This is a genomic window from Carnobacterium sp. 1290_CSPC, assembly GCF_001053265.1.
Classification (GTDB): domain Bacteria; phylum Bacillota; class Bacilli; order Lactobacillales; family Aerococcaceae; genus Aerococcus; species Aerococcus urinaeequi.
The window spans coordinates 1-20,986 of the sequence record NZ_JVVG01000028.1 but is presented as its reverse complement, the minus strand read 5'-3'; the positions used below and the strand labels follow the sequence as shown (position 1 = coordinate 20,986).

Sequence of the window (20,986 nt, the reverse complement as noted above, 5' to 3'; positions counted from 1 at the left end):
AGTGCCGTATCACACAAAGTGTGATGCAAACTATTCTGAAGTGGACTTGAGCTGGTCGAGTGAACCCGACTAAGGTGCGACGCAAATCCGATTACAAGGGTGTGAACCCGACTAATGTGTGAGCGTCGAAAAATAATTTATCATTAAACCAAAAAATCCGAGGAAAGATTGATTAAATCAATTTTTCCTCGGATTTTTATTTTGTAGATGCTAGTGAATTTAGAAATCCACTTGGTTGTCTTCTTTGTTTTTACGACGTTGGTCACGACGTTTTTTACGTTGATCAGCCATGCGGTTGTCTTTATTATGTTTAGAAATTTGACGGCTTAATTTTTTCTTGTAACCAGGTTTGACTTTACGACGTTTGTTTCGTTCGATCATCCCAGCTACAGTATGGTCAACTTCAGGTGCTTTTTGACGGGCAGCACGGGCATCATGGTCTTTACCATCGATTAATTGATGGTCTTTGATATCTTTATTTTCAAAGATGATTCCTTTGTTTTCCAACCATTCAATATCTTTAAATTCATCCGGAATATAGAAGGTAATGGCAGTACCTGGTTTACCTTGACGACCAGTACGGCCTACACGGTGGATGAAGAATTCTAATTCATTTGGTACTTCGTAGTTGATGACATGAGACACGCCATCAATATCGATCCCACGAGCAGCTAAGTCAGTTGCTACCACGTATTGGAAGTCCAAGTTTTGTACTTGTTTCATTACACGGCGGCGTTCGCGAGCTGGTAAATCACCATGAATTTGGCCGACATTTAAGCCTTGAGATTTCAAGTATTTGTACAATTCTTGTACAGTTTCCTTGGTGTTAGCGAAGATTAAAGCTAAATAAGGTTGACCAATTGTTAAGGTATCGAATAACAATGCCTTACGGTCGCGCCCTTTAACGGGTACCAAGTAGTTATCAATGGTATCTGAAATTTTGTGACGGGCTTCAATTGTTATCCATTCAGGATTGCTTAGGTATTTTCTCAAGAATGGTTTTAATTTGTCCGGAATAGTTGCTGAGAAAACGTACATGTTCAATGATTTTGGCATACGGCCTGCAATTTGGTCGACTTCATTTAAGAAACCTAAATCAAGGGTCATGTCTGCTTCATCAACAACGAAATCTGTTACTTGGTGTACAGAAATCAATTGGTTGTTAATCAAGTCTAATAGACGTCCCGGTGTCGCAACAACGACTTGTGGTACGGCATTTTCTAAACGGTTGGCTTGTTTAACAGTATCTGTCCCACCAAAGGCGCGCTCGATATGTAAATCTTCATCTGAAAATGACAAGATTTGACGGCCAGCTTGATATAACTGCTCCGCAAGTTCACGACTAGGTGCTGTAATAACCAACTGCGTGTGTTTTTCAGCTGTAATCTTATTTAATAGTGGTAATAAGAAGGCGTGAGTTTTCCCTGATCCTGTTTGGCTTTGGGCAATGACATCGCGGCCTGATTGAATCACTGGAATAACTGTTGCTTGAATTGGAGACGGCTCATAGAAATTTAAATCTGCGAGTGCGTCGTTGATAAATGGTTTTAAATTAAATTGTGTAAAAGACATGGTCTCCCACCTTTCTCTGCTTGCCAGCTTAGGCAAGTATGGTTCTTTTTGCTCATCCGTACTATTGTACCATTATATTTCTTAAATCTAAAATAATAGAATATTAAAAAATACTAAGAATAGTCAGGACTAATTCTTGTGTAAGTGATGAAAGTTCGTATATAATTGATGATGAACTATGAAAGGATGTAGCATAATGACTAACAAACAAGTTGGTGGGCTTATCGTTATGTTTGGTGCAGCAGGAGATTTAGCGCGCCGTAAACTATACCCATCTTTATTCCGCTTATATCAGCGTCAATTATTATCTGAAAACTTTGCTTTGCTAGGAAACTCTAGACGTGAATGGACTAACGATTATTTCCATGATATCGTCTTAGATTCAATTTCTGACCAAGAAGCAGACGAAGAAACAATCAATAACTTTATCAAACATTTCTTCTACACATCTCATGACGCCACTCAAGCGGATGATTATGAGCATTTGAACAATGAAATGGCAAGATTAAGAAATGAATTTAATACCGGTGAGAAAAATTTATACTACCTATCGACTTCACCAGCCCTATTCCCTGAAATTACCCAAGGATTGAAGGATGCTGAAATTGTGACAGATGGCGGTACACACCGAGTAATCTTAGAAAAACCATTCGGAACTGATCTATCATCAGCCAAAGAATTAAATGATGCCTTAGCGATTTCTTTCGATGAAAAAGATATCTACCGTATTGACCACTACCTTGGTAAAGAAATGGTGCAAAATATCTTAGCGACACGTTTCTTTAACCCTGCAGTCGAAGCTTTATTAAACCAGGAATTCGTTTCAAACATTCAAATCACCCTAGCGGAAGACATGCCAGTTGGTAGCCGTGGTGGTTACTACGACAAATCTGGTGCTATTCGTGACATGCTACAAAACCATATCCTACAAGTGGCGACATTACTTGGTATGGACCTACCCGCTTCACCTGACCAAGACGATGTACATGCCAATAAGTTAGCTTTCTTGAAACAAATCGATTCATTGACAGCAGACCAAACAGCTAAACAAACCGTTCGTGCCCAATACCTTGCAAGTGAAGATGGTGAATTCATCAACTACTTAGAGGAAAATGAGGTCGCGCCTGATTCTGTGACTGAAACTTATTTAGCGGGCTACTTCCAAGTCAATAATGACCGTTGGGGCCAAGTACCCTTCTACTTCAAAACAGGTAAAGCCTTGGATGATAAACGGACAACCGTTGAAATCGTCTTAAAAGATGCCGTTGATAAAACAGACATCGATAAGGGGTGTAATCCTAGTCAAAGTCGCATCACCTTCAACATCCAACCAGAAACCGGTTTAGCTTTTAACCTAAATCAAAAATTACCTGGTGAAGAATTATTGCCAACAATGGTGTCTATTAATTCTAATGTAGACGAATTAAATGCTGCCTATGTACCAGATGCTTATGAAAAATTGATTTATGATGCCTTAATCGGTGACCAAACCAATTTCTCTACATGGGATGAATTGGCTGAACAATGGCGTATCGTTGATTCAATCATTGCCAACTGGAAAAATGCAGGCACTAAAACCCTACCTACTTATATTGGTAAAACACGTGGTCCTAAAGAAGCGGATGAATTATTACGTCAAAACGGCCATGTTTGGGTAAAATAGTTTTATTGAAAATTGCCTTATATAAGAAACGGCATATTTTACACAATCTAATCCTTATAAACAAAACCAGGAACTAAGATTAAAATCGCGGTTCCTGGTTTTTCCTGTTCACTGTTTTAACGCACCTGTTTTCAATTGCCTTATAAGCAAACTAACTTTCAGAGTAAGTGAACTCTGGAACTTGAATGTCATCAGCGATAATCGCAGCTTTGGCTTCTTCAATTTGTGCCCATTCTTCATCTAACAATTGTCCTTGAGTTAGCGAAACGCCGCCATTTTCCAGGCCATAAGCTAAGCTTTCACCTGCAGGAAAGCTACTGTCTCTAGTTTGCTCGGCTAAGGCAATAATGGCTGCCCCGGTATCTTTAAGGGTCGACGCTAAGGTGAAGTTACCGCCAGTCCACTCGCCCTCGTCAGTTTGATCTCGGTCAACGCCAATCACCCATAATTGCGTTTCTGGATCTGCTTCTAGACGGTTACGGGTCTCGGTGAAAACACCATTACCAGACCCACCAGCAGCTGTATAAATTACGTCAACACCATTGGTATACATAGCGTTAGCAATTTGTTGTCCTTTAGAGGCATCACTAAATGATTCCGTATATTGACTTTTCACTTCAATATTTTCGTCAATATAGGCAACACCCGCTTTAAACCCTGTTTCAAAACGGTCAATCACTGGAATTCTAGTCCCACCAATAAATCCAACCTGATTTGTTTCCGTATTTAAAGCAGCCGCAACGCCCGCTAAGAAGGTAGATTCTTGGTCTTTAAAGGCGATGGATACCGCATTATCTAGGTCAACTTCCCCATCAATCAAAGCATAATTTTGGTCGGGATTTTGCAGTGCCACCTCATTTAAGGCTTCTGCAGTTGTATAACCAAGACCAACGATAATGTCGTATTGGTCTGCAACTGCAACATTTAAATTAGGGATCAATTCAGATTGATCAGGTGACTCATAGTATTGGACCTTGGCTCCAGTTTCCGCTTGCCATGCTTGCAACCCTTCCCAGGCAGATTGGTTGAACGACCGGTCATCAATGCCCCCTTCATTTGTTACCATACCGATTGATAAAGCATCTGTAGTCGTTGATTCACTGGCTTGTGAACTGGATGATGACGCTGTGTCGGCATTGGCATCCGTACCGGCATTTTGCCCTTGGCAGGCCACCAGTAGTAAGGTAGCACTTGAAATAAGGATTGACTTTAATAATGAAGACATGACTTGATTTTCCTCCCAACGAAAACCTAAATGTTCGGTTATCCGCGCTATTATATTCTTTACCCTATTACTTTAGCACAGCCACATTTCTAAATCCATATAAATTTATTGTTTTTATTAGTTAATGTTCGTTTTAAACCACGTTTCTAATCCGTATCCTCTCTAAAATAGCCAATTTACTTTGAAAAGCCGTACGAAAAAGACCGCATCTGAATTTTAAATTCAGATGCGGTCTTGAAAGCTATATTCTTTTTTTGTTAGTCATAAAAATGGTCGCGACGATATTTCATAGCCACTTCACCTAGTTGAGCTAATAATTCGTCTTTCTCTTCTGAAGAATAAACGTTAGCGCCTGAGGCTTTCTCGTGACCGCCACCATCATGTTGGGCAGCAATATGGTTGATTACTGGGCCTTTAGAACGGATTCGGCAACGTACTTTACCATCTGGTTGTTCAATAAAGGTTACCCAAGTAATGACCCCTTCAATAGTTCCTGGAATTTGAACGATTTGGTAGGTTTCATTGGCGGTTAAATCGAGTGACTGTAGTAAGTCTTGTGAAATATAAACTGAATTCACAGTCCCTTGTGCTGACAATTTCATGTTTTGTAGAACATAAGCTTGCAAGCGTGCTTGAGAAATAGTTTGCGTATTCGATTCTTGCATCAATTCAGAAGCTGGGAAGTCGTAGTTCAACAATTCACCGGCAATTTGCATGGTATCGCGGGTCGTATTGTCATATAAGAAACGACCAGTATCCCCTACAATTCCTAAGAAGAAGCATTTAGCTGCTTCATCATTCATTTGTAAGTTATTGTCATCACGTAAGATGATAGATGTCCATAATTCTGAGGTCGATGAGATACTTGGTTCAACAATCATATAGTCCCCGTATGGATCTTCATTTGGATGATGGTCAACTTTAATAAGTGTGGCCCCTTTTTTATACCGTTGATCATCAATCCGTGGTCGATTAGCTGAATCGTTCACGATAACAAGTGCATTCTTGTAAGTATCATCCGAAATATCGTCCATATCCCCGAATTCCGCTAATGAGTCATCGTCTTGACCAGCTGCATAGATATCTTTATGCGGGTAAGTTTCTTCTAAAACTGCCTTTAACCCCATCTGTGATCCTAGGGCATCTGGATCTGGGCGGACGTGACGATGGATAATGATGATATCATGTGCCTCAATTGCCGCTAATATTTTCTCTAACATATTGACCTCTTTCTAAGTCTTAAAAATTTTTCTCTATTTAAATTATACCCTTGTTTGGTAGATTCGTCATTAATTTGTCAGAGTTTTCACACTAGCCATGGCTTTGGTCATCACTTGTTTACCGTGATAAACTGTAATATCAATTTCCATTGAACGTCTAGAGACATCTAGGAATTCTAGCACAACATCGATGGTAGATTGTAAAGGTACTAATTTTAAATAATATGCACTTACCTTATCTACAACGATTGATTTACCTTGTAGCTTTTTGACAAATTGTTTTACCGATAGTTGGATAATACTATGTTGTAAGGCATTAGATAAGGCGCCAAAATCATTCGTTAATGAAACATCGCTCAGGAATCGGTAACGCGCTTTTGTCATATCCTCATTTTGATCAACGAATTTCAACTTATCTGCCAGTAGCATCTCAATACGGTTTTCACTCTGTTCTGTCTGTTGCGTATACTGCAAGGTCCGCAAGACATCTTGTCTAGATAGAATCCCTTGTAAATAATCCTCTTCATCCACAACCGGTAGAATTTCCAAACCATCCCAAATCATCATGTGGGTAATTGATGCCACACTCATTGGCTTCTTAGCCGAAATTGGCGTTGGCGTCATGGCTTTAGCTAAATGGGTATCTGGTGCAAAATCTAGTATATCCTTAGCCGTTAAAATTCCCGCCAACTTACCATCTCTTTCACAAATTGGAAAACGGGTATGCCCCGAGTTTTCTGACAATTGTCGGTAAGCCGTAATCGTATCATCCGTGTATAAAAATTGCGTTTGTTCAAGTGGAATGTAGATATCTTCAACAAGTAAAATATCCTTCTGCATAGACCGCTCAATCATCGCTTTATTGATTAAAGTAGCCGTCGCATAGGTATCGAAGTTGACACTTAAAAGTGGTACTTCCCGCTTGTTAGCTAAATCCACAATGGCATCTGACGGCTTAAAACCACCCGAGATTAGAACTGCGACGTCATTTTCCAAGGCAATCCGTTGAATTTCATCACGGTTACCAACGATAATCAAGGAATCTGGTTCGATATAACGACGCATCCCGTCCGCTTCCATGGCGCCGATAATAAATTTACGTACCTGGCGACTCAGACCTGAAGCCCCGCCTAAAACCTGGCAATCCGTCACCTTGATAATTTCTTCAATCGTTAAATGGTGCATGCGGCGGTTTTCGTTCTCTTCAATTCGGACGGTACCCACTCGCTCTTTGGTCGCCACTAAATGCAAATTCTCAGCCGATTTAATCGCCCGATAGGCAGTCCCCTCTGAAACCTTCAAATTACGTGCGATAGACCTAACCGAAATTTTGGAATCAATGGGGAGGTTTTGAATATATTGTATGATTTGTTCGTGTTTAGTTGCCATTGGCTTTGCTCCTCCGTTTAAAATCTGACCCATTCGGTTTTACGCGTCACCATCCTTTTGTTCAGATGACGCTTGGTCTGGGGCAGGTTGAATTGCTGAATCTTCTTTTCTATTTTTATTTTCATTTATTTCTTCATTCTCTGATAATAATGTGTTGGATTTGTAGGCCAGGGTTCCCGCTTCTTTATCTTGATGATCATATAAATTCAAGCGGATATTTTCAAAGGCCAACTGAGACAAATCACTCACCGTAATCCCCAGCAACCGAATCCCCTGACTGACATCCCCGTAAGTTTGCCATAAGTCCAAGGCGTAGAAATAAATATCTTGACCATTTGAAATCGCGTCAACAAGCGACGTCTGCCGTGTAACCGTCTCAAAATCCGCATTCCGAAACTTCAAGGTCACCACTTTTCCGTGCATGTCCTTTTTACCCAGAGCATCAGACACTGAATTGGCTAGCTTACGCAAGGTTTCTTCCACCTCATTATCATGGTAAAGGAAAGGATAAAAGGTCCGCTCCTTCCCAATCGATTTACGGATGCGGGTGACTTTCACCGGCCGGTCGTCAACTCCGCGGACCCGTTCATACAAGGCTAGCCCCGCTTTGCCGAAATATCGAATGCATTCATCTTGGGATAATTTCTTCAAGTCTGCACCCGTATAAATATCTAATTCATGCATTTTTTCAGCTGACCTTGTCCCAACTCCATAAAAATCTTCAATCGGTAATTGCTCCAAAAAGGGAATTGCTCGTTTAGGGGTAATCACCGTCATACCAAATGGTTTTTGGTAGTCAGATGCCAACTTGGCAATGAATTTATTATAAGAAACCCCAATCGAACAAGTTAAATTCAATTCCTTATAAATGGTTTCTTGAATTTCCTTGGCCACATCCATGGCATAAGGAATCCCCTTCTTATTATCCGTCACATCTAAAAAGGCCTCATCTATAGAAAGGGGTTCTATAATATCCGTATACCGCTTGAAAATTTCTCGTACTTGTTCTGAAACTTCGCGGTATAAGGCATAGTTACCCGACACAAAAATCCCTTGCGGACATAAGCGGTAAGCTTCAGCTGCAGACATGGCTGAATGGACACCATATTTACGCGCTTCATAAGAAGCCGTTGATACAACACCCTTACCCGAATTCTCTTTTGGATGGCGGGCGATGATCACCGGTTTCCCCCGATAAGCAGGATTATCCCTTTGTTCAACAGAGGCGAAGAAAGCATCCATATCGACATGTAATATTTTCCTAGATCCGTCAATTTTTGGATCATCAAATGATAATATCCCAATCGTGCGCATGACACTTACCCCCTTTAAACACTGGGTTACTTGTGATGATTAATCTTGGTCGACAAAAATATTCACAGTCGCCTTAGGATTCAATACAATTGATTCCCCTTTACGCGAAATCGTAAATGATTTGTCAAAAGCTTCAATTTCATCAATCGCATATTTTTTATCTAGTTTAATATCTAACTTATCTAGGTAATTTAATAAATCTTTATCGTCTGTTACACGTTGGATTTTAAACTTATCACCAACCGCTAAATCAGCTAAAGGCATCGTAGCCTCTTTAGCCATCACCCCATCTTTATCTGGAATAGCCCCACCGTGCGGACAGTATACAGGTTTACCTAAGAATTCATCTAATTGGTCAATGAAGAACTCTGTCCCCGTATGTTCTAACTGTTCAGCTTCCTCATGAACTTGGTCCCAGTTGTAACCTAATTTTTCATATAAGAACATTTCCCATAAACGGTGACGTCGTACTAAAGAAGCACCCATTTTAGTTCCTTCCTCAGTTAATTGGACACCTTGGTAAGGAATGTAAGTGACCCAACCCTCTTCTTGTAATTTTGAAATCATTTCAGTTACAGAGGCTGCGGAAATATTTAAGGCTTCGCTAATTGCTTTGTTGCCTACACGGTCCATTTTGCCACCGAATTCAAAAATGACTTTCATATAATCTTCTCTACTTTTAGACATGGTTAATCACCTTTCTTTAATGCTTACGCCAATTAGTACTATTATACCTTATTTTTAGGTGTTTTTGGAAATTACCTACTTTGTTTTTATAGATATACCTAAAAAAAATGTTATTTACTTAACGATGACTCTTAAGAAAATAAGCAATACATAAATCTAGCACAATCAAAAAGAGCATGACACATTGTCATACCCTTCTCAATTTTTCATTTCTGAAATCATGCTATTTTAACAAGTCGTCGATATTCATTTCATCTAACGGATGAACGTCATATACTGTCGCCTGTAATTTTGCATAATCTAAATAGTCATTCGCGTGTAACTTCTTAATTTCCTGAATACGGGCACTAAATTTCTTTGGTGCCTGACGTTTCCACGCAAAATCTTTAAAATATTCTTCAATGTCTTGCCATTCTATCCCATTATATCCTTGTTTTTTAATACTTTGAGATTTTGAAAGAAACCATGGACGAAGACACAGGAATTCAAAGTTCGAAACTTTCATAATGGCCTCCGTAACGAAAGGTTCAATCATTCTGAATCAAGCGGTTGCTGTGACTAGATTTGATCGTCCTCTTGTTGGTCGCCTGCTTCTACATCTTCAATGACTACATCATTTTCGCGTGCTTCTTCTTCAGCAGCATCGCTCATGATGTCGTTAGCCATTTCAGTATTCATTGGGTCAGCTTTTTGCGTACGCGCAATTGCACGACGGTCAAATACTAAGTAGACACCTTCACAATCTAAAGTGATAGTGTTTTTAGTTTCATCGATTTCAGCAATGACACCGTGTAACCCACCGATTGTTACTGCTGAATCACCAACTGCCATTGCAGCCATCATTTCTTGTGTTTCTTTTTGACGTTTTTGTTGTGGTCTAATTAACATGAAGTACATTAAAGCCACTAAAACAACGATATATAATATTGTTCCTATTCCTCCCATTAAAAGAATAACCTCCTGTGTGATTATTTGTTCACATATGAACCGTTCATTTTTTTATCATTAGCATAATCGTACCATAAAGTGCCCATAAATTACATAGGTTAACCCTTGTAAGCAGAAAGATTTAGCAAGACCTCGCCTAGCCCTTTTTCAAAAAGAAAAGGTCTTGACCTAAAAGGCGGTTTTTTGAACCTTACCGTAATATTGCAAGAAGAATTCATCTCTAAAGTCCAATAGACGGTCTTCGCGAATGGCATCTTTAATTTGCTCCATCAAATTGATTAAGAAATGCAAGTTGTGGATTGACGTTAATCGTAGTGCAAATGTTTCATTGGCTTTCAATAGGTGACGGATGTAAGCACGTGTATAGTTACGGCAAGTGTAGCAGTCACAATTTGGATCTAGTGGCGTAAAGTCGCGTGCATATTGCGCATTTTTGATGACTACACGGCCTTGACTGGTCATGGTAGTCCCGTTACGTGCAATACGTGTTGGCAATACACAATCAAACATATCGATACCGCGGATAACCCCTTCAATCAAGGCATCCGGACTGCCGACACCCATTAGGTAACGCGGTTTGTCTTCAGGCATGACAGGTGTTAGGTAATCTAAAACCTTGTACATATCTTCTTTCGATTCACCTACTGATAAACCACCGATAGAGTAACCTGGAAAGTCCAAACCGATCATATCTTTGGCGTGTTGTAGACGTAAGTCTTTATAGCCAGCACCTTGTAAAATCCCAAATAAGGCTTGATCATTTGGTCGTTGGTGGGCGTTTAAACCACGTTCAGCCCAACGTGTTGTACGGTGAATCGATTTTTCAACGTAGTTGTGGTCGTGGTTGAAGTCTGGACATTCGTCAAATGACATAATGATGTCTGCACCCAAGTTGTTTTCGATATGGATGGCTTTTTCTGGTGATAAGAATAATTTCTTACCGTCTAAATGAGACTTGAAGGTGACCCCTTCTTCCTCAATTTTTCTAGAATCAGCCAGCGAGAATACTTGGAACCCACCTGAATCGGTTAGAATTGGTTTGTCCCAGTTCATGAATTGATGTAAGCCACCTGCTTCTTTGACTAGATCATCACCTGGACGTAACCATAAATGATAGGTGTTAGACAGAATGATTTGGGCATTCATATCCGTTAACTCTTCAGGAGACACAGCCTTTACAGATGCTTGCGTACCAACAGGCATAAATACCGGTGTTTCAATCATACCATGAGGGGTTTCCACTTGGCCTAAACGCGCACCCGTATGCTTTTCTTTTTTATGTAATGTATATTTTAATGCACTACTCGTCATTAGAATTCCTTTCTTTCTACCACACATGCTACTTTTTGAATCAAAATAATTGATGTGTGTACGACTAGATTTCTACCTAGTCCAACATATTGACAACCAAACAATGTTACCATGCATCCGGCCTGCAAGCAAGGGATATAGGCCATTCCATAGGTCTTTCTAGCTGTTTTCTAATTTAAGCCAGATAGAATATTTTCGATATCGTTTTTGATTTGTCCTTCAACTTCCGCAATATCAGAAGCTTTATATTGGCACTCAATCGCAACAGGGATGGCTGGGTCTATCTCTTTCAAGACGGCAACAATGTCCACGTCCCCTACCGATGAGCCTGCTAAACTAGTATTGGTCGCTTGTTCCACTTGTTTTAGGTGGACGTAATGTACCAATGGTAAAACATTTTTCACCGCTGCTACTGGATCTTCATCGAAGTATAAGAAATTACCCACATCGAAGCACATGCCCACTTTACCGTTACCATTGTCTTGTAAAAAGGCTTTAAAATAGTCGCTAGCGCCTGTTGCTTGCGTGTTGTCATTTTCCAAGGTTAGGGAAATGCTGAACCGGTCAATTAGTTTATTGACCAACGTCATATCTGCAACCACTGTTTCTGGGTTATAGGCACCTAAATTGACCTTCAATTGTACAGCACCAACCGCTTGGGCTAATTCAAAGTAGTCTTCAAATTCAGGATTTAATAGCCCATCTTCAAATAAAGGTGTTGGCACAGAAAGGAAAACAGTTAAGCCCGCTTCTTTGTTTGCAGCTTTTAAGTCCGCCAATTCTTGTTCTGAACCGTCAAAGTACTCACTTCTCAATTCAATATAGTCAAAACCTAACCCTTTAACAGAATCAATCATATCTAATTGACCAAAATTTTCTTACGCCATCAAGTCACCATAAGCAATTGCATTTAAAACCCAGTTCATTCTTGATACATCCTTTCTTATTTAAAAATTCGGATAAGCTAAAAGGGGCTGTCTCACAGCCCCTTTTGCATGCTAAGAAAGTCGTGATATCAGGTTCCCATAGTCAGAATTGTCCGACACTTCACAAAATACGCTAAACACTTGCAGTATTTATTCGGCCTTTGTTTTAGTTTATGGGCGAGTTAGCGCTTTAGCATTTACTCACCTAAATGCGTTAGAAGCGGTTAATTCTAAGCGACTATTGTCACACCTATCTTTTAGCTACTGGTTTGTCCAGTATTTCTTTTAATAATATACCACGTTTTAGGTTATCTTGATTAGATAAAGCTAATATTTCGCGTTGATTTCGCGATTTTTTCTTGCTTTCAGTCGTCACACGTAAATCTTTACCTGGGTCTTCCATTTCCTTAAACAATTGGCCTACTTCTCTATCAAAACGGTCCGCTTCACGGTCATACATTTCATCCATTTGCTGCAATTCTTTCCCTAATTCAAGGACATTGGCAGCCATTTCTTGGTCAAAATAATCACCATTCGACATTGCATTTTCAGGTACAGAACCTTCATTAGAGCGACTACCTTCTGCAGAATAGCCACGACCATCAGCATATACATCTGACTCATCCCAACCCGTTCCTTCACCATCAAGCGCGGTACTTTGACCGCTCTCAGCTTGGTTTAAGGTTGCATGTTGGTTTTGACGCTTCTGTGCCCGCATAGCCTGGTTTTGTTTAGCATACTGCTGACCACGATTTTGTTGATTTGCATTTCTTCTTTGATCTTGTTGCTTTGTAACTTGAATCTTTTCAGCCTTCACTTCTTCAAAAGACTTTTGCACATCCGCATCCACTTCATCTAAATACTCTTGAGCTTTAGCTAGATAATCCGCCAAGGTTTTTGGCTTCGTATCTTCTTGGTGTCTACCGCGACTGGTACTTTGACGATTTAAAGTTTGTCGAGTCTGTCGAGCTTGGGTTTGGCGCGTGTTTCTTTGTCGATTCACACCGTTTTCACTCATCCGCGAAGGTTGATTAGAAGCATCAAATCGCTTCGCTTTCGCCTTCTCTTCTGCTTCCAGCTTCTTCTGATGATCCTTGTAAAAGCTGTGCGCTAGCCCAAAGACGAAGATCAGAATTCCAATCAGTTCCATTATTGATCACCTGAATTGTATTCAGAATCTCCTTCAGAAAGACTTTCGCGCATCTTCGTATCCGCTTGAATATTTTGCATATTGTAGTAGTCCATTACCCCAATTTTACCGTTTCTAAAGGCCTCAGCTAAGGCTTCTGGTACTTGAGACTGTGCTTCCACAACTTTCGCGCGCATTTCTTGCGTTTTCGCAATGTTTTCTTGTTCTTGGGCAACGGCCATCGCACGACGCTCTTCAGCCTTGGCTTGGGCAATTCGTTTATCCGCTTCGGCTTGCTCTGCTTGTAGTTTAGCCCCAATATTACGACCTACATCTACATCCGCAATATCAATCGATAGGATTTCAAAAGCTGTCCCAGAGTCTAAACCTTTTCGCAAAATAGTTTGTGAAATCGCATCTGGGTTTTCCAAAACATCTGAGTGTGTCACTGCTGAACCAACAGTTGTGACAATACCTTCACCTACACGGGCGATGATAGTAGATTCACCAGCACCCCCAACTAAACGTTCAATATTAGCGCGTACAGTTACTTTCGCTTTAGCACGTACTTCTATCCCATTCATCGCAACTGCAGAAATAATGGGTGTTTCAATCACTTTAGGATTAACAGACACTTGAACAGCCTCAAATACGTCACGACCCGCTAAGTCAATGGCTGCAGCTTGTTCAAACTCTAGGTCAATATTGGCGCGTTGCGCTGCGATTAAGGCATCCACGACCATATTGATATCCCCACCCGCTAAATAGTGGGCCTCTAAATCATTTAAATCAATAGTTAACCCAGCTTTCGTCGCCTTAATCAAAGGTTTAATAATGTTATTTGGATTTACCCGACGTAGACGCATACCGACTAAATCGCCAATCCCCACCTTAACACCAGAGAAATAAGCTGTTACCCAAAGGCCAACCGGCACAAAGGTAAAGAATAAAATTAAAACGACTAGAATAAGAATGGCTAAAACCAAAATTCCCCAAATACTTGTGTCATTTCCATACGAACTACTCACGGTTCACTCTCCTAACTAATAATTGATTGTTCCGAATCCTCACAACAACCACCTGCTCATCACTACCAATCACTTCATTGTCACTCATCACTTCCAAGATATTCCCGTCCGAGAAAGTTGCCTTCCCAGTCGGTCTCAGTGGCGTAAGCGTCATAGCCTCTTGCGAAACATAATCCGCAACAGACACACTCTGCGATTGATAACCACGTTCCCGGTTCAATGATGTATTCAGTACGATTTGATCATTAAAAGGGATACTGTAACCCAACTTCACTAGAATATAAAAGGCAACTATCCCCACAACTACACCAATCGTTAAATCTACCACCGCGTCGCCGATATCAGCAGTCTGTCCCATCAATCCCCAAGCACCGATTAACAAACCTACGACACCCAATATCCCGTAAGTAGGTAAAAATACTTCGGAAATAATCAAGACTGTCCCTAAAGCAAAAAGCATCAGTGATAACCAAGACCCATTGTCATACAAACCAAAATACAATAAGAAAGATCCCGCACCCACAATGCCTCCAAGCATATAATGACGCGTCATCATTCCAGCGATAATGGCTAGGATACCAATGGAAAATAATACTGTCTCCATTTCTCCACCTCCATCCATCTTCTATACTGTATATTTTACCATATTGAAAGACCGCTTTCATAATGATAGCCTAGCTTCAACGGTTTCTCTTCTTTGAAAACAAGCTTATGCAATAAAAAAATTCTCCACAAACGAGGCATACTACCCATTTGCGGAGAATTAATCAATTACTTATTTTTTATATAGATTTAATTTTGGACTAAGGGTGTCACATCAAACTTGATTTCATGGTCTTCATCAATTGAGATGTTCACTGCTTGCTGTTTACTAATAGTACCTGCAATAATCGCACGTGCTACTGGTGTTTCCACTTGGTTGGTGATGAAACGACGCAATGGTCGTGCACCAAATTGTGGATCATAAGCAGTGTCACCAATCCAGCTCACCAATTCATCACTGAATGTTACCACAATTTCTTGGCTAGCTAAGCGGTCGCTTAATTGTGCTAACATCTTGCGTACGATACCGTCCATATCATTGTGTGATAATGGTCTGAATAAAATAGTGTCATCGATACGGTTTAAGAATTCAGGTCTAAAGTGCATTTTCAAAGCACTTTGAACAGCTTCTCTTGCTTCATCATCGATTTCCCCGTTTTCATCAGTACCGTCTAACAAGGCATCTGATCCTAAGTTACTTGTCATAATGATGATGGTATTTTTAAAGTCTACAATCCGACCTTGTGAGTCAGTTAGACGACCGTCATCTAAGATTTGTAATAGGATATTGAATACATCTGGATGGGCTTTTTCAACCTCATCTAGTAAGACCACTGTATATGGATTACGACGTACAGCTTCAGTTAATTGGCCACCTTCTTCGTAACCAACATAACCAGGCGCTGCCCCTATTAAACGAGTCACATTGATTTTATCCATGTATTCACTCATATCAAGACGGACCATGTTATTTTCTGAATCAAACATGGCTTCAGCTAGGGCTTTAGCCAACTCAGTTTTACCAACACCAGTCGGTCCTAAGAATAAGAATGAACCTAACGGACGGTTTGGATCTTGAACACCGGCACGTGAACGTAATACCGCATTTGTCACGCTATCAACTGCTTCATCTTGACCTACTACACGTGCATGTAAGGTGTCATCTAAGTGAAGTAATTTTTCACGTTCCCCTTCGACTAATTTAGTCACGGGGATCCCAGTCACTCTTGAAACCACTGCTGCGATAGAGTCTTCAGTTACAGATTCTTCTACCAAACGGTCAGCACTCTTGTCTGCGTGCTCGTGGTAGGCTTTTTCCATATCTGCCAATTCTTGTTCCAAGGTTGGAATAATCGCATGTTGTAATTTGGCTGCTTCTTCAAGATTGTAGTCATTTTCCGCTTGCTCCAAGGCATGTTTGGCATTGTCAATTTCTTGACGTTTAGCGTTGATCTCAGACATACCGCCTTTTTCAACTTGCCATTGCATGGTTAATTGGTTAGTTTTTTCACGGACCTCGGCTAACTCTTCTTGAAGGTCAGCTAACCGGCGTTTACTTGCCTCATCTTTTTCTTCTTGTAAGGCTTTTTCTTCAATTTCTAGTTGAATTAAACGACGACGTTCTTGGTCTAATTCTGTTGGTAATGAATTCATTTGCACGCGGATTTCAGCACTAGCTTCATCCACCAAATCAAGCGCCTTATCCGGTAAGTACCGGTCAGTGATGTAACGGTCTGATAATTCAGCTGCCGCTACTAAAGCTTGGTCATGTATCGTTACTTCATGGTGCAATTCATACCGTTCTTTCAAACCACGTAAGATTGAAATAGTATCTTCAACACTTGGTTCTTTCACTAAGACACGTTGGAAACGACGTTCCAAAGCCTTGTCTTTTTCCATGTATTGACGGTATTCATCTAAGGTTGTGGCACCAATGCAGTGCAATTCGCCACGAGCCAACATCGGTTTAAGTAAGTTCCCAGCGTCCATTGACCCTTCAGTCTTACCGGCACCTACAATGTTGTGGATTTCATCGATAAATAAGATAATCCGTCCGTCTGCCTTTTTCACTTCATTTAAGACTGCTTTCAACCGTTCTTCAAATTCACCCCGGTATTTAGCACCTGAAATCAAGGCACCCATATCTAATGAAAAGACTGTTTTGTCTTTTAAGTTGTCAGGGACATCTTTTTTCACAATACGTTGGGCTAAACCTTCAACGATAGCGGTTTTACCTACACCAGGTTCACCAATTAGGACCGGATTATTTTTAGATTTACGAGACAAGATACGAACTACATCACGAATTTCTTCATCACGTCCGATGATAGGATCCATTTTACCTGCTTTAACTTGTTCGACTAAATCGACACCATATTTCTCTAAAGCTTCATAGTTTTCTTCTGCTTGTTTACTTGTCACATGATCACCCTGTCTCAAATTATCAATTTTTTCTTCTACCGCTTTTGCAGTAATTTGATGTTGCTTGAACCATTTTGCAAGGTCAGTATAAGATACATCATTGATGGCTGCTAATACCATTTCGGTGGATAAAAATTCATCACCTTGTTTTTCCGCGCGTACTTGAGCTTTTTGAATTAATTCTCCCAAGCCACGTGATATTCCTTGACCATATTGTACGTTCGTACCTTGGACCACTGGAATTGCATCTAATTCACGGTTTAATTCTTCAGTTAATGCTGCCATCGGCACATTTAAATCTTCATAAAAGTCATAAGCAAAGTTTCCAGGTTGCACCAACGCTGTAAACATATGGGGAATCCCAATTTCTTGATGTTTACGAGTCATAGCAATTTGTTGGGCATTTGCGACGGCTTCTTGTAAGGTTGTAGTCATTTCCATGTTTGCCATTTCACATCACTCCTTTTACTTTATGCTTATAGTATATCACTTTGGTCAGGATAGGTCAAACATTTATCAGTGAAATTTTTGACCTTTTTTAACCATCAAAATCCTTGATATATCAATATTATAACCGAGACTTGACTCTAAACATCAAACTAAAGGTCAATATGTGACCACTTACTTTCTTTGACCAATTCAATATGGCGCACATCATCCCACAAAATCTTGCGACTACCGATTAAAAAATAGAAATAATTACTTTCCCCATTAAACCAGCCAAAGATATGGTCAAGGTAGCGACCTAAATAATCTTTCAAAGACAATTGAATAGAAACAGGATAGTGGTTTAACCAAGCTTCTTGCAAGACTTGGTCAACCTCTTCCCTCGTCATCTCTGGCAGTGGGGTAGATACCTTAGCTGCATCCTTATGGTTGGATTGAATGCCTTTGACCAATTCATCCATGGCATAAGCAGTAGCCCACTTCATGCCAAAGCTCCGGTCCTCGTATTCGTTATAAGGCGTGAAGTGTTTACGGGTCCTTGGATGTCGTTGCTTTTTTAACCATGACAATTGGGCCCGTCTTCTAGCGTTCGGGAGTTCCCAAGGTTCAAATCGCTTAGCCATGCGCCTCACCTTCGATACCCGCCATACCACCAGCATGTCCGCCGACTAAACTAGAGCGTTCAATTGCCCGACCGCCAGCTTTAAGAGACGAGGCATAGACCAGACTCTTAAAACCGTATTTCTTACGGATGGTATCTACAATCACATCTGTTTTCAAGTCGGCTACTTGATTGTTTTCACTTTCAAATAGATTTAATTGGACTGCTTGATTGTAAACAAGGTTGCCACTGTATAAAGAAATATGCCGGATGACTTGGTTTTCATAAAGTAAGGACAGCAAGTATAAGGCCACTTCAGCAATCACCTTACTTTGATTGGTCGGTGTGACCTTGATTTGCTTATGAATACCCCTTTTACCACTTGCATCAAAGTAGCCCATGGAATAGCCTAAACCAAGACCAACAACTTGGGTTTGCGCGCCAGCTCGTCTTAAACGAGTCCCAATTTGGTCAGCCATTTCCTTGACGACGACAGCAATTTCAGCCTTATCGGTGTAGTCTTTTGGTAGCACTTGACTGTTGCCGATAGACTTGTCTTTGGTGGTATAAGGGGTACCGAGAAAAGACCGGTCCACGCCCCACGAATGGGCATAAAGTTGGGCACCCATGACCCCTAATTTATCTTTTAATACGTGATAAGAAGAATGGGCGAGGTCATAGACATTATTAATACCCATCCCTTTTAGTCGGCGGGCCAATCGGTGGCCAATACCGCAGACTTCTGTTAAATCAGCAATCTGCCATAAGGTATCCGGCACATCCTCATACCGCCATTCAGCAATCATATCGCCCTCATTTTTCGCGCCAATATCTAAGGCCACTTTGGCTAGAAACGGGTTATCGCCAATGCCAATCGTGGTATAAATGCCGGTCTGGTCATAGACATCCTTTTGAATTTTCTGAGCCATTTCATATGCATTATTCACCTTAAATAGGCGAAATGAATCCGTCACATCTAAGAAACTCTCATCTATTGAAAATACGTGATGGTTGGCTTCGTCCACGTAGCTTTTATAGATCCGATTAATCTCTTGATTCTTCTCCATATAAAACCGCATACGCGGTTGAGCGATTACCAAATCTTCTGGATAGGGATAAGGTAAATCACGGGCCCGGGTCACGTTGGAAATATTAAAGGCTTTCTTAGCGGCGGGCGAGCTAGCCAAAATAAGGCCCGAACCCCTACTCTGACCACCTTTTTCATCATGATAGGACATGACCACTAATTTTGTTGTTAGTGGATCTAAATTACGCGCAACTGCCTCCACTGAAGCATAAAATGACTTACAATCGATACACAAAATATCGCGACTGGGTTCCTTTGAATAATCAAACGTTACATTATTTGCAAACATCCTCAGTCCTCCTTAGTTTAGATATTTAATCTTTTATTCCAAAAATCGAACGTGTGTTCTAAATAATAATAGAACGTATGTTCGCAAAAAACAAGTAGTTTCAAAATTTTTTCTATAAATTAAAAAGACCACGAACTATATTCGCAGCCTTTTTCACTCAACTATTTAAATAATATGCTATTTTTCATCATTTTTTCGTTCAACTACTAAATCAATCGCCATCACTACACCTAGAATAATCGGCACCACATCAGCTGGCACATGGTCTTCAATATCAATCACAAAAGTATCGCGAATTGAAATCAACTTACGGTCGATACGGGCAATTCGGTCGCCATTTTCATCCGTAATACGGAAATCAAAATCAAGGATATTCCCCTTAACATCCCAATCCAATGACGTTACTTTGTAGTTATCTCTAAATAAGGAAACCTTCTTGCGGATTTCAGCTACCTTGTCATTATTTTTATCGTATACATCTACCGTTGGCATTAAATCAATAATTTGCTCTTCAACTTGTGCCACTTCTTTATCCTGAGCTAGGTCAATAATGCGAAATTGTTGGCCAATTGATAGCCATTTATTTTTAACTTTGTAAACTGGATTGCCGTCTTGATTCGTCAAATTAAAATCACGTTTAAGTGAGAGTAATTGATTTTTCATATATAATTTCATTATTTTATCAACCTTTCTACTGTTAACTTATATTTAATTATATCTGTATACTAAGGTAAATCCACATCATATCACTCATACTTTAGTCCGAAATACATAAATGCTCAGGTATAATAAAAGATATATCTATAAAAAAGGAGTCATCATGTATTTAACTATTTTCGCTATCTTACTTATTGTCGCCGGTTTCGTTAACGGGTCTATCTTTTTATTTAAATACCCCAAAGAATTTCAATCGACAAAAATCATCCATGGTTTCTTGACGCTATTCTTACTTCTTATCGGCTTATATTTATTGATAAAAAATGTATAAACCAAAAATGACAGCAGTTGCAATTTACACAACGGCTGGCATTTTCGGTTATAAGTCAAAAGTTATGAGACGATGGGAAAATATCAGATGGAGATGTCAGTTATAAAAGACGTCCCCCAATTAAGTCAATCTAGGCCTCTTTTATAATATTTTTTGAAACCGTTTCATTTGAAGTATGAATATATATATACTACCATT

General features: G+C 40.1%; 18 protein-coding genes. 1 reads left to right on the top strand and 17 read right to left on the bottom strand.

Annotation, left to right across the window (positions count from 1 at the left end):
• Positions 1-219 precede the first annotated feature (219 nt).
• Positions 220-1,572: a DEAD/DEAH box helicase gene (locus tag AC973_RS02845; protein WP_026466265.1), complete on the bottom strand. Its 1,353-nt coding sequence runs from the start codon at positions 1,570-1,572 to the stop codon at positions 220-222.
• Positions 1,573-1,768: 196 nt separating this feature from the next.
• On the opposite strand from AC973_RS02845, the gene zwf reads away from it, so the two are divergent.
• On the top strand, positions 1,769-3,235 hold the full coding sequence (gene zwf, locus AC973_RS02840; protein ID WP_065419851.1) for a glucose-6-phosphate dehydrogenase: 1,467 nt from the start codon (positions 1,769-1,771) through the stop codon (positions 3,233-3,235).
• 151 nt (positions 3,236-3,386) lie between these two features.
• On the opposite strand, the gene AC973_RS02835 is transcribed toward zwf, so the two are convergent.
• From AC973_RS02835 to AC973_RS02760, 16 genes are all read right to left on the bottom strand, one after another.
• Positions 3,387-4,460, bottom strand: coding sequence for a BMP family lipoprotein (locus tag AC973_RS02835; RefSeq protein WP_048727007.1), 1,074 nt, complete (start codon positions 4,458-4,460; stop codon positions 3,387-3,389).
• Positions 4,461-4,717: 257 nt separating this feature from the next.
• Positions 4,718-5,680 carry a DHH family phosphoesterase gene (locus AC973_RS02830; protein WP_048727005.1) on the bottom strand — a complete coding sequence of 321 codons (963 nt, stop codon included), beginning with the start codon at positions 5,678-5,680 and terminating at the stop codon, positions 4,718-4,720.
• Between the two features lie 69 nt (positions 5,681-5,749).
• Positions 5,750-7,069 carry a DRTGG domain-containing protein gene (locus AC973_RS02825; RefSeq protein WP_065419850.1) on the bottom strand — a complete coding sequence of 440 codons (1,320 nt, stop codon included), beginning with the start codon at positions 7,067-7,069 and terminating at the stop codon, positions 5,750-5,752.
• 39 nt (positions 7,070-7,108) lie between these two features.
• A complete protein-coding gene (dinB, locus tag AC973_RS02820; protein WP_048726999.1) occupies positions 7,109-8,383 on the bottom strand; it encodes a DNA polymerase IV in 1,275 nt (424 codons plus the stop codon).
• A gap of 39 nt (positions 8,384-8,422) precedes the next feature.
• On the bottom strand, positions 8,423-9,070 hold the full coding sequence (locus tag AC973_RS02815; RefSeq protein ID WP_016896877.1) for a metal-dependent transcriptional regulator: 648 nt from the start codon (positions 9,068-9,070) through the stop codon (positions 8,423-8,425).
• 223 nt (positions 9,071-9,293) lie between these two features.
• A complete protein-coding gene (locus tag AC973_RS02810; RefSeq protein ID WP_016896876.1) occupies positions 9,294-9,575 on the bottom strand; it encodes a post-transcriptional regulator in 282 nt (93 codons plus the stop codon).
• A gap of 53 nt (positions 9,576-9,628) precedes the next feature.
• Positions 9,629-10,015 carry a preprotein translocase subunit YajC gene (gene yajC / locus AC973_RS02805; RefSeq protein WP_048726997.1) on the bottom strand — a complete coding sequence of 129 codons (387 nt, stop codon included), beginning with the start codon at positions 10,013-10,015 and terminating at the stop codon, positions 9,629-9,631.
• A 171-nt stretch (positions 10,016-10,186) separates the two neighbouring features.
• A complete protein-coding gene (tgt, locus tag AC973_RS02800) occupies positions 10,187-11,329 on the bottom strand; it encodes a tRNA guanosine(34) transglycosylase Tgt (RefSeq protein WP_048726995.1) in 1,143 nt (380 codons plus the stop codon).
• Between the two features lie 170 nt (positions 11,330-11,499).
• Complete coding sequence (locus AC973_RS02795) at positions 11,500-12,186, bottom strand: sugar phosphate isomerase/epimerase family protein (protein ID WP_225968919.1); 687 nt, start codon at positions 12,184-12,186, stop codon at positions 11,500-11,502.
• 319 nt (positions 12,187-12,505) lie between these two features.
• Positions 12,506-13,405, bottom strand: a complete 900-nt coding sequence (locus AC973_RS02790; protein WP_048726993.1) for a hypothetical protein — start codon at positions 13,403-13,405, stop codon at positions 12,506-12,508.
• Positions 13,405-14,412 (bottom strand): flotillin-like protein FloA, encoded by a 1,008-nt coding sequence (gene floA, locus AC973_RS02785; protein ID WP_048726991.1) that lies wholly within the window; start codon positions 14,410-14,412, stop codon positions 13,405-13,407. Before floA ends, AC973_RS02790 begins: the two co-directional genes overlap by 1 nt.
• Positions 14,405-15,016: an NfeD family protein gene (locus AC973_RS02780; RefSeq protein ID WP_225968918.1), complete on the bottom strand. Its 612-nt coding sequence runs from the start codon at positions 15,014-15,016 to the stop codon at positions 14,405-14,407. The genes floA and AC973_RS02780 overlap by 8 nt, the downstream gene beginning before the upstream one ends.
• 188 nt (positions 15,017-15,204) lie before the next feature.
• Positions 15,205-17,826, bottom strand: a complete 2,622-nt coding sequence (gene clpB / locus AC973_RS02775; RefSeq protein ID WP_048726987.1) for an ATP-dependent chaperone ClpB — start codon at positions 17,824-17,826, stop codon at positions 15,205-15,207.
• 149 nt (positions 17,827-17,975) lie between these two features.
• The gene (locus tag AC973_RS02770; RefSeq protein ID WP_048726984.1) at positions 17,976-18,446 is read right to left on the bottom strand and encodes a hypothetical protein; all 471 of its coding nucleotides are present in this window, start codon (positions 18,444-18,446) and stop codon (positions 17,976-17,978) included.
• Positions 18,439-19,800: a Y-family DNA polymerase gene (locus tag AC973_RS02765; protein WP_048726980.1), complete on the bottom strand. Its 1,362-nt coding sequence runs from the start codon at positions 19,798-19,800 to the stop codon at positions 18,439-18,441. Before AC973_RS02765 ends, AC973_RS02770 begins: the two co-directional genes overlap by 8 nt.
• Before the next feature lie 177 nt (positions 19,801-19,977).
• Positions 19,978-20,475 (bottom strand): LURP-one-related/scramblase family protein, encoded by a 498-nt coding sequence (locus AC973_RS02760; protein WP_048726977.1) that lies wholly within the window; start codon positions 20,473-20,475, stop codon positions 19,978-19,980.
• Positions 20,476-20,986: the final 511 nt, after the last annotated feature.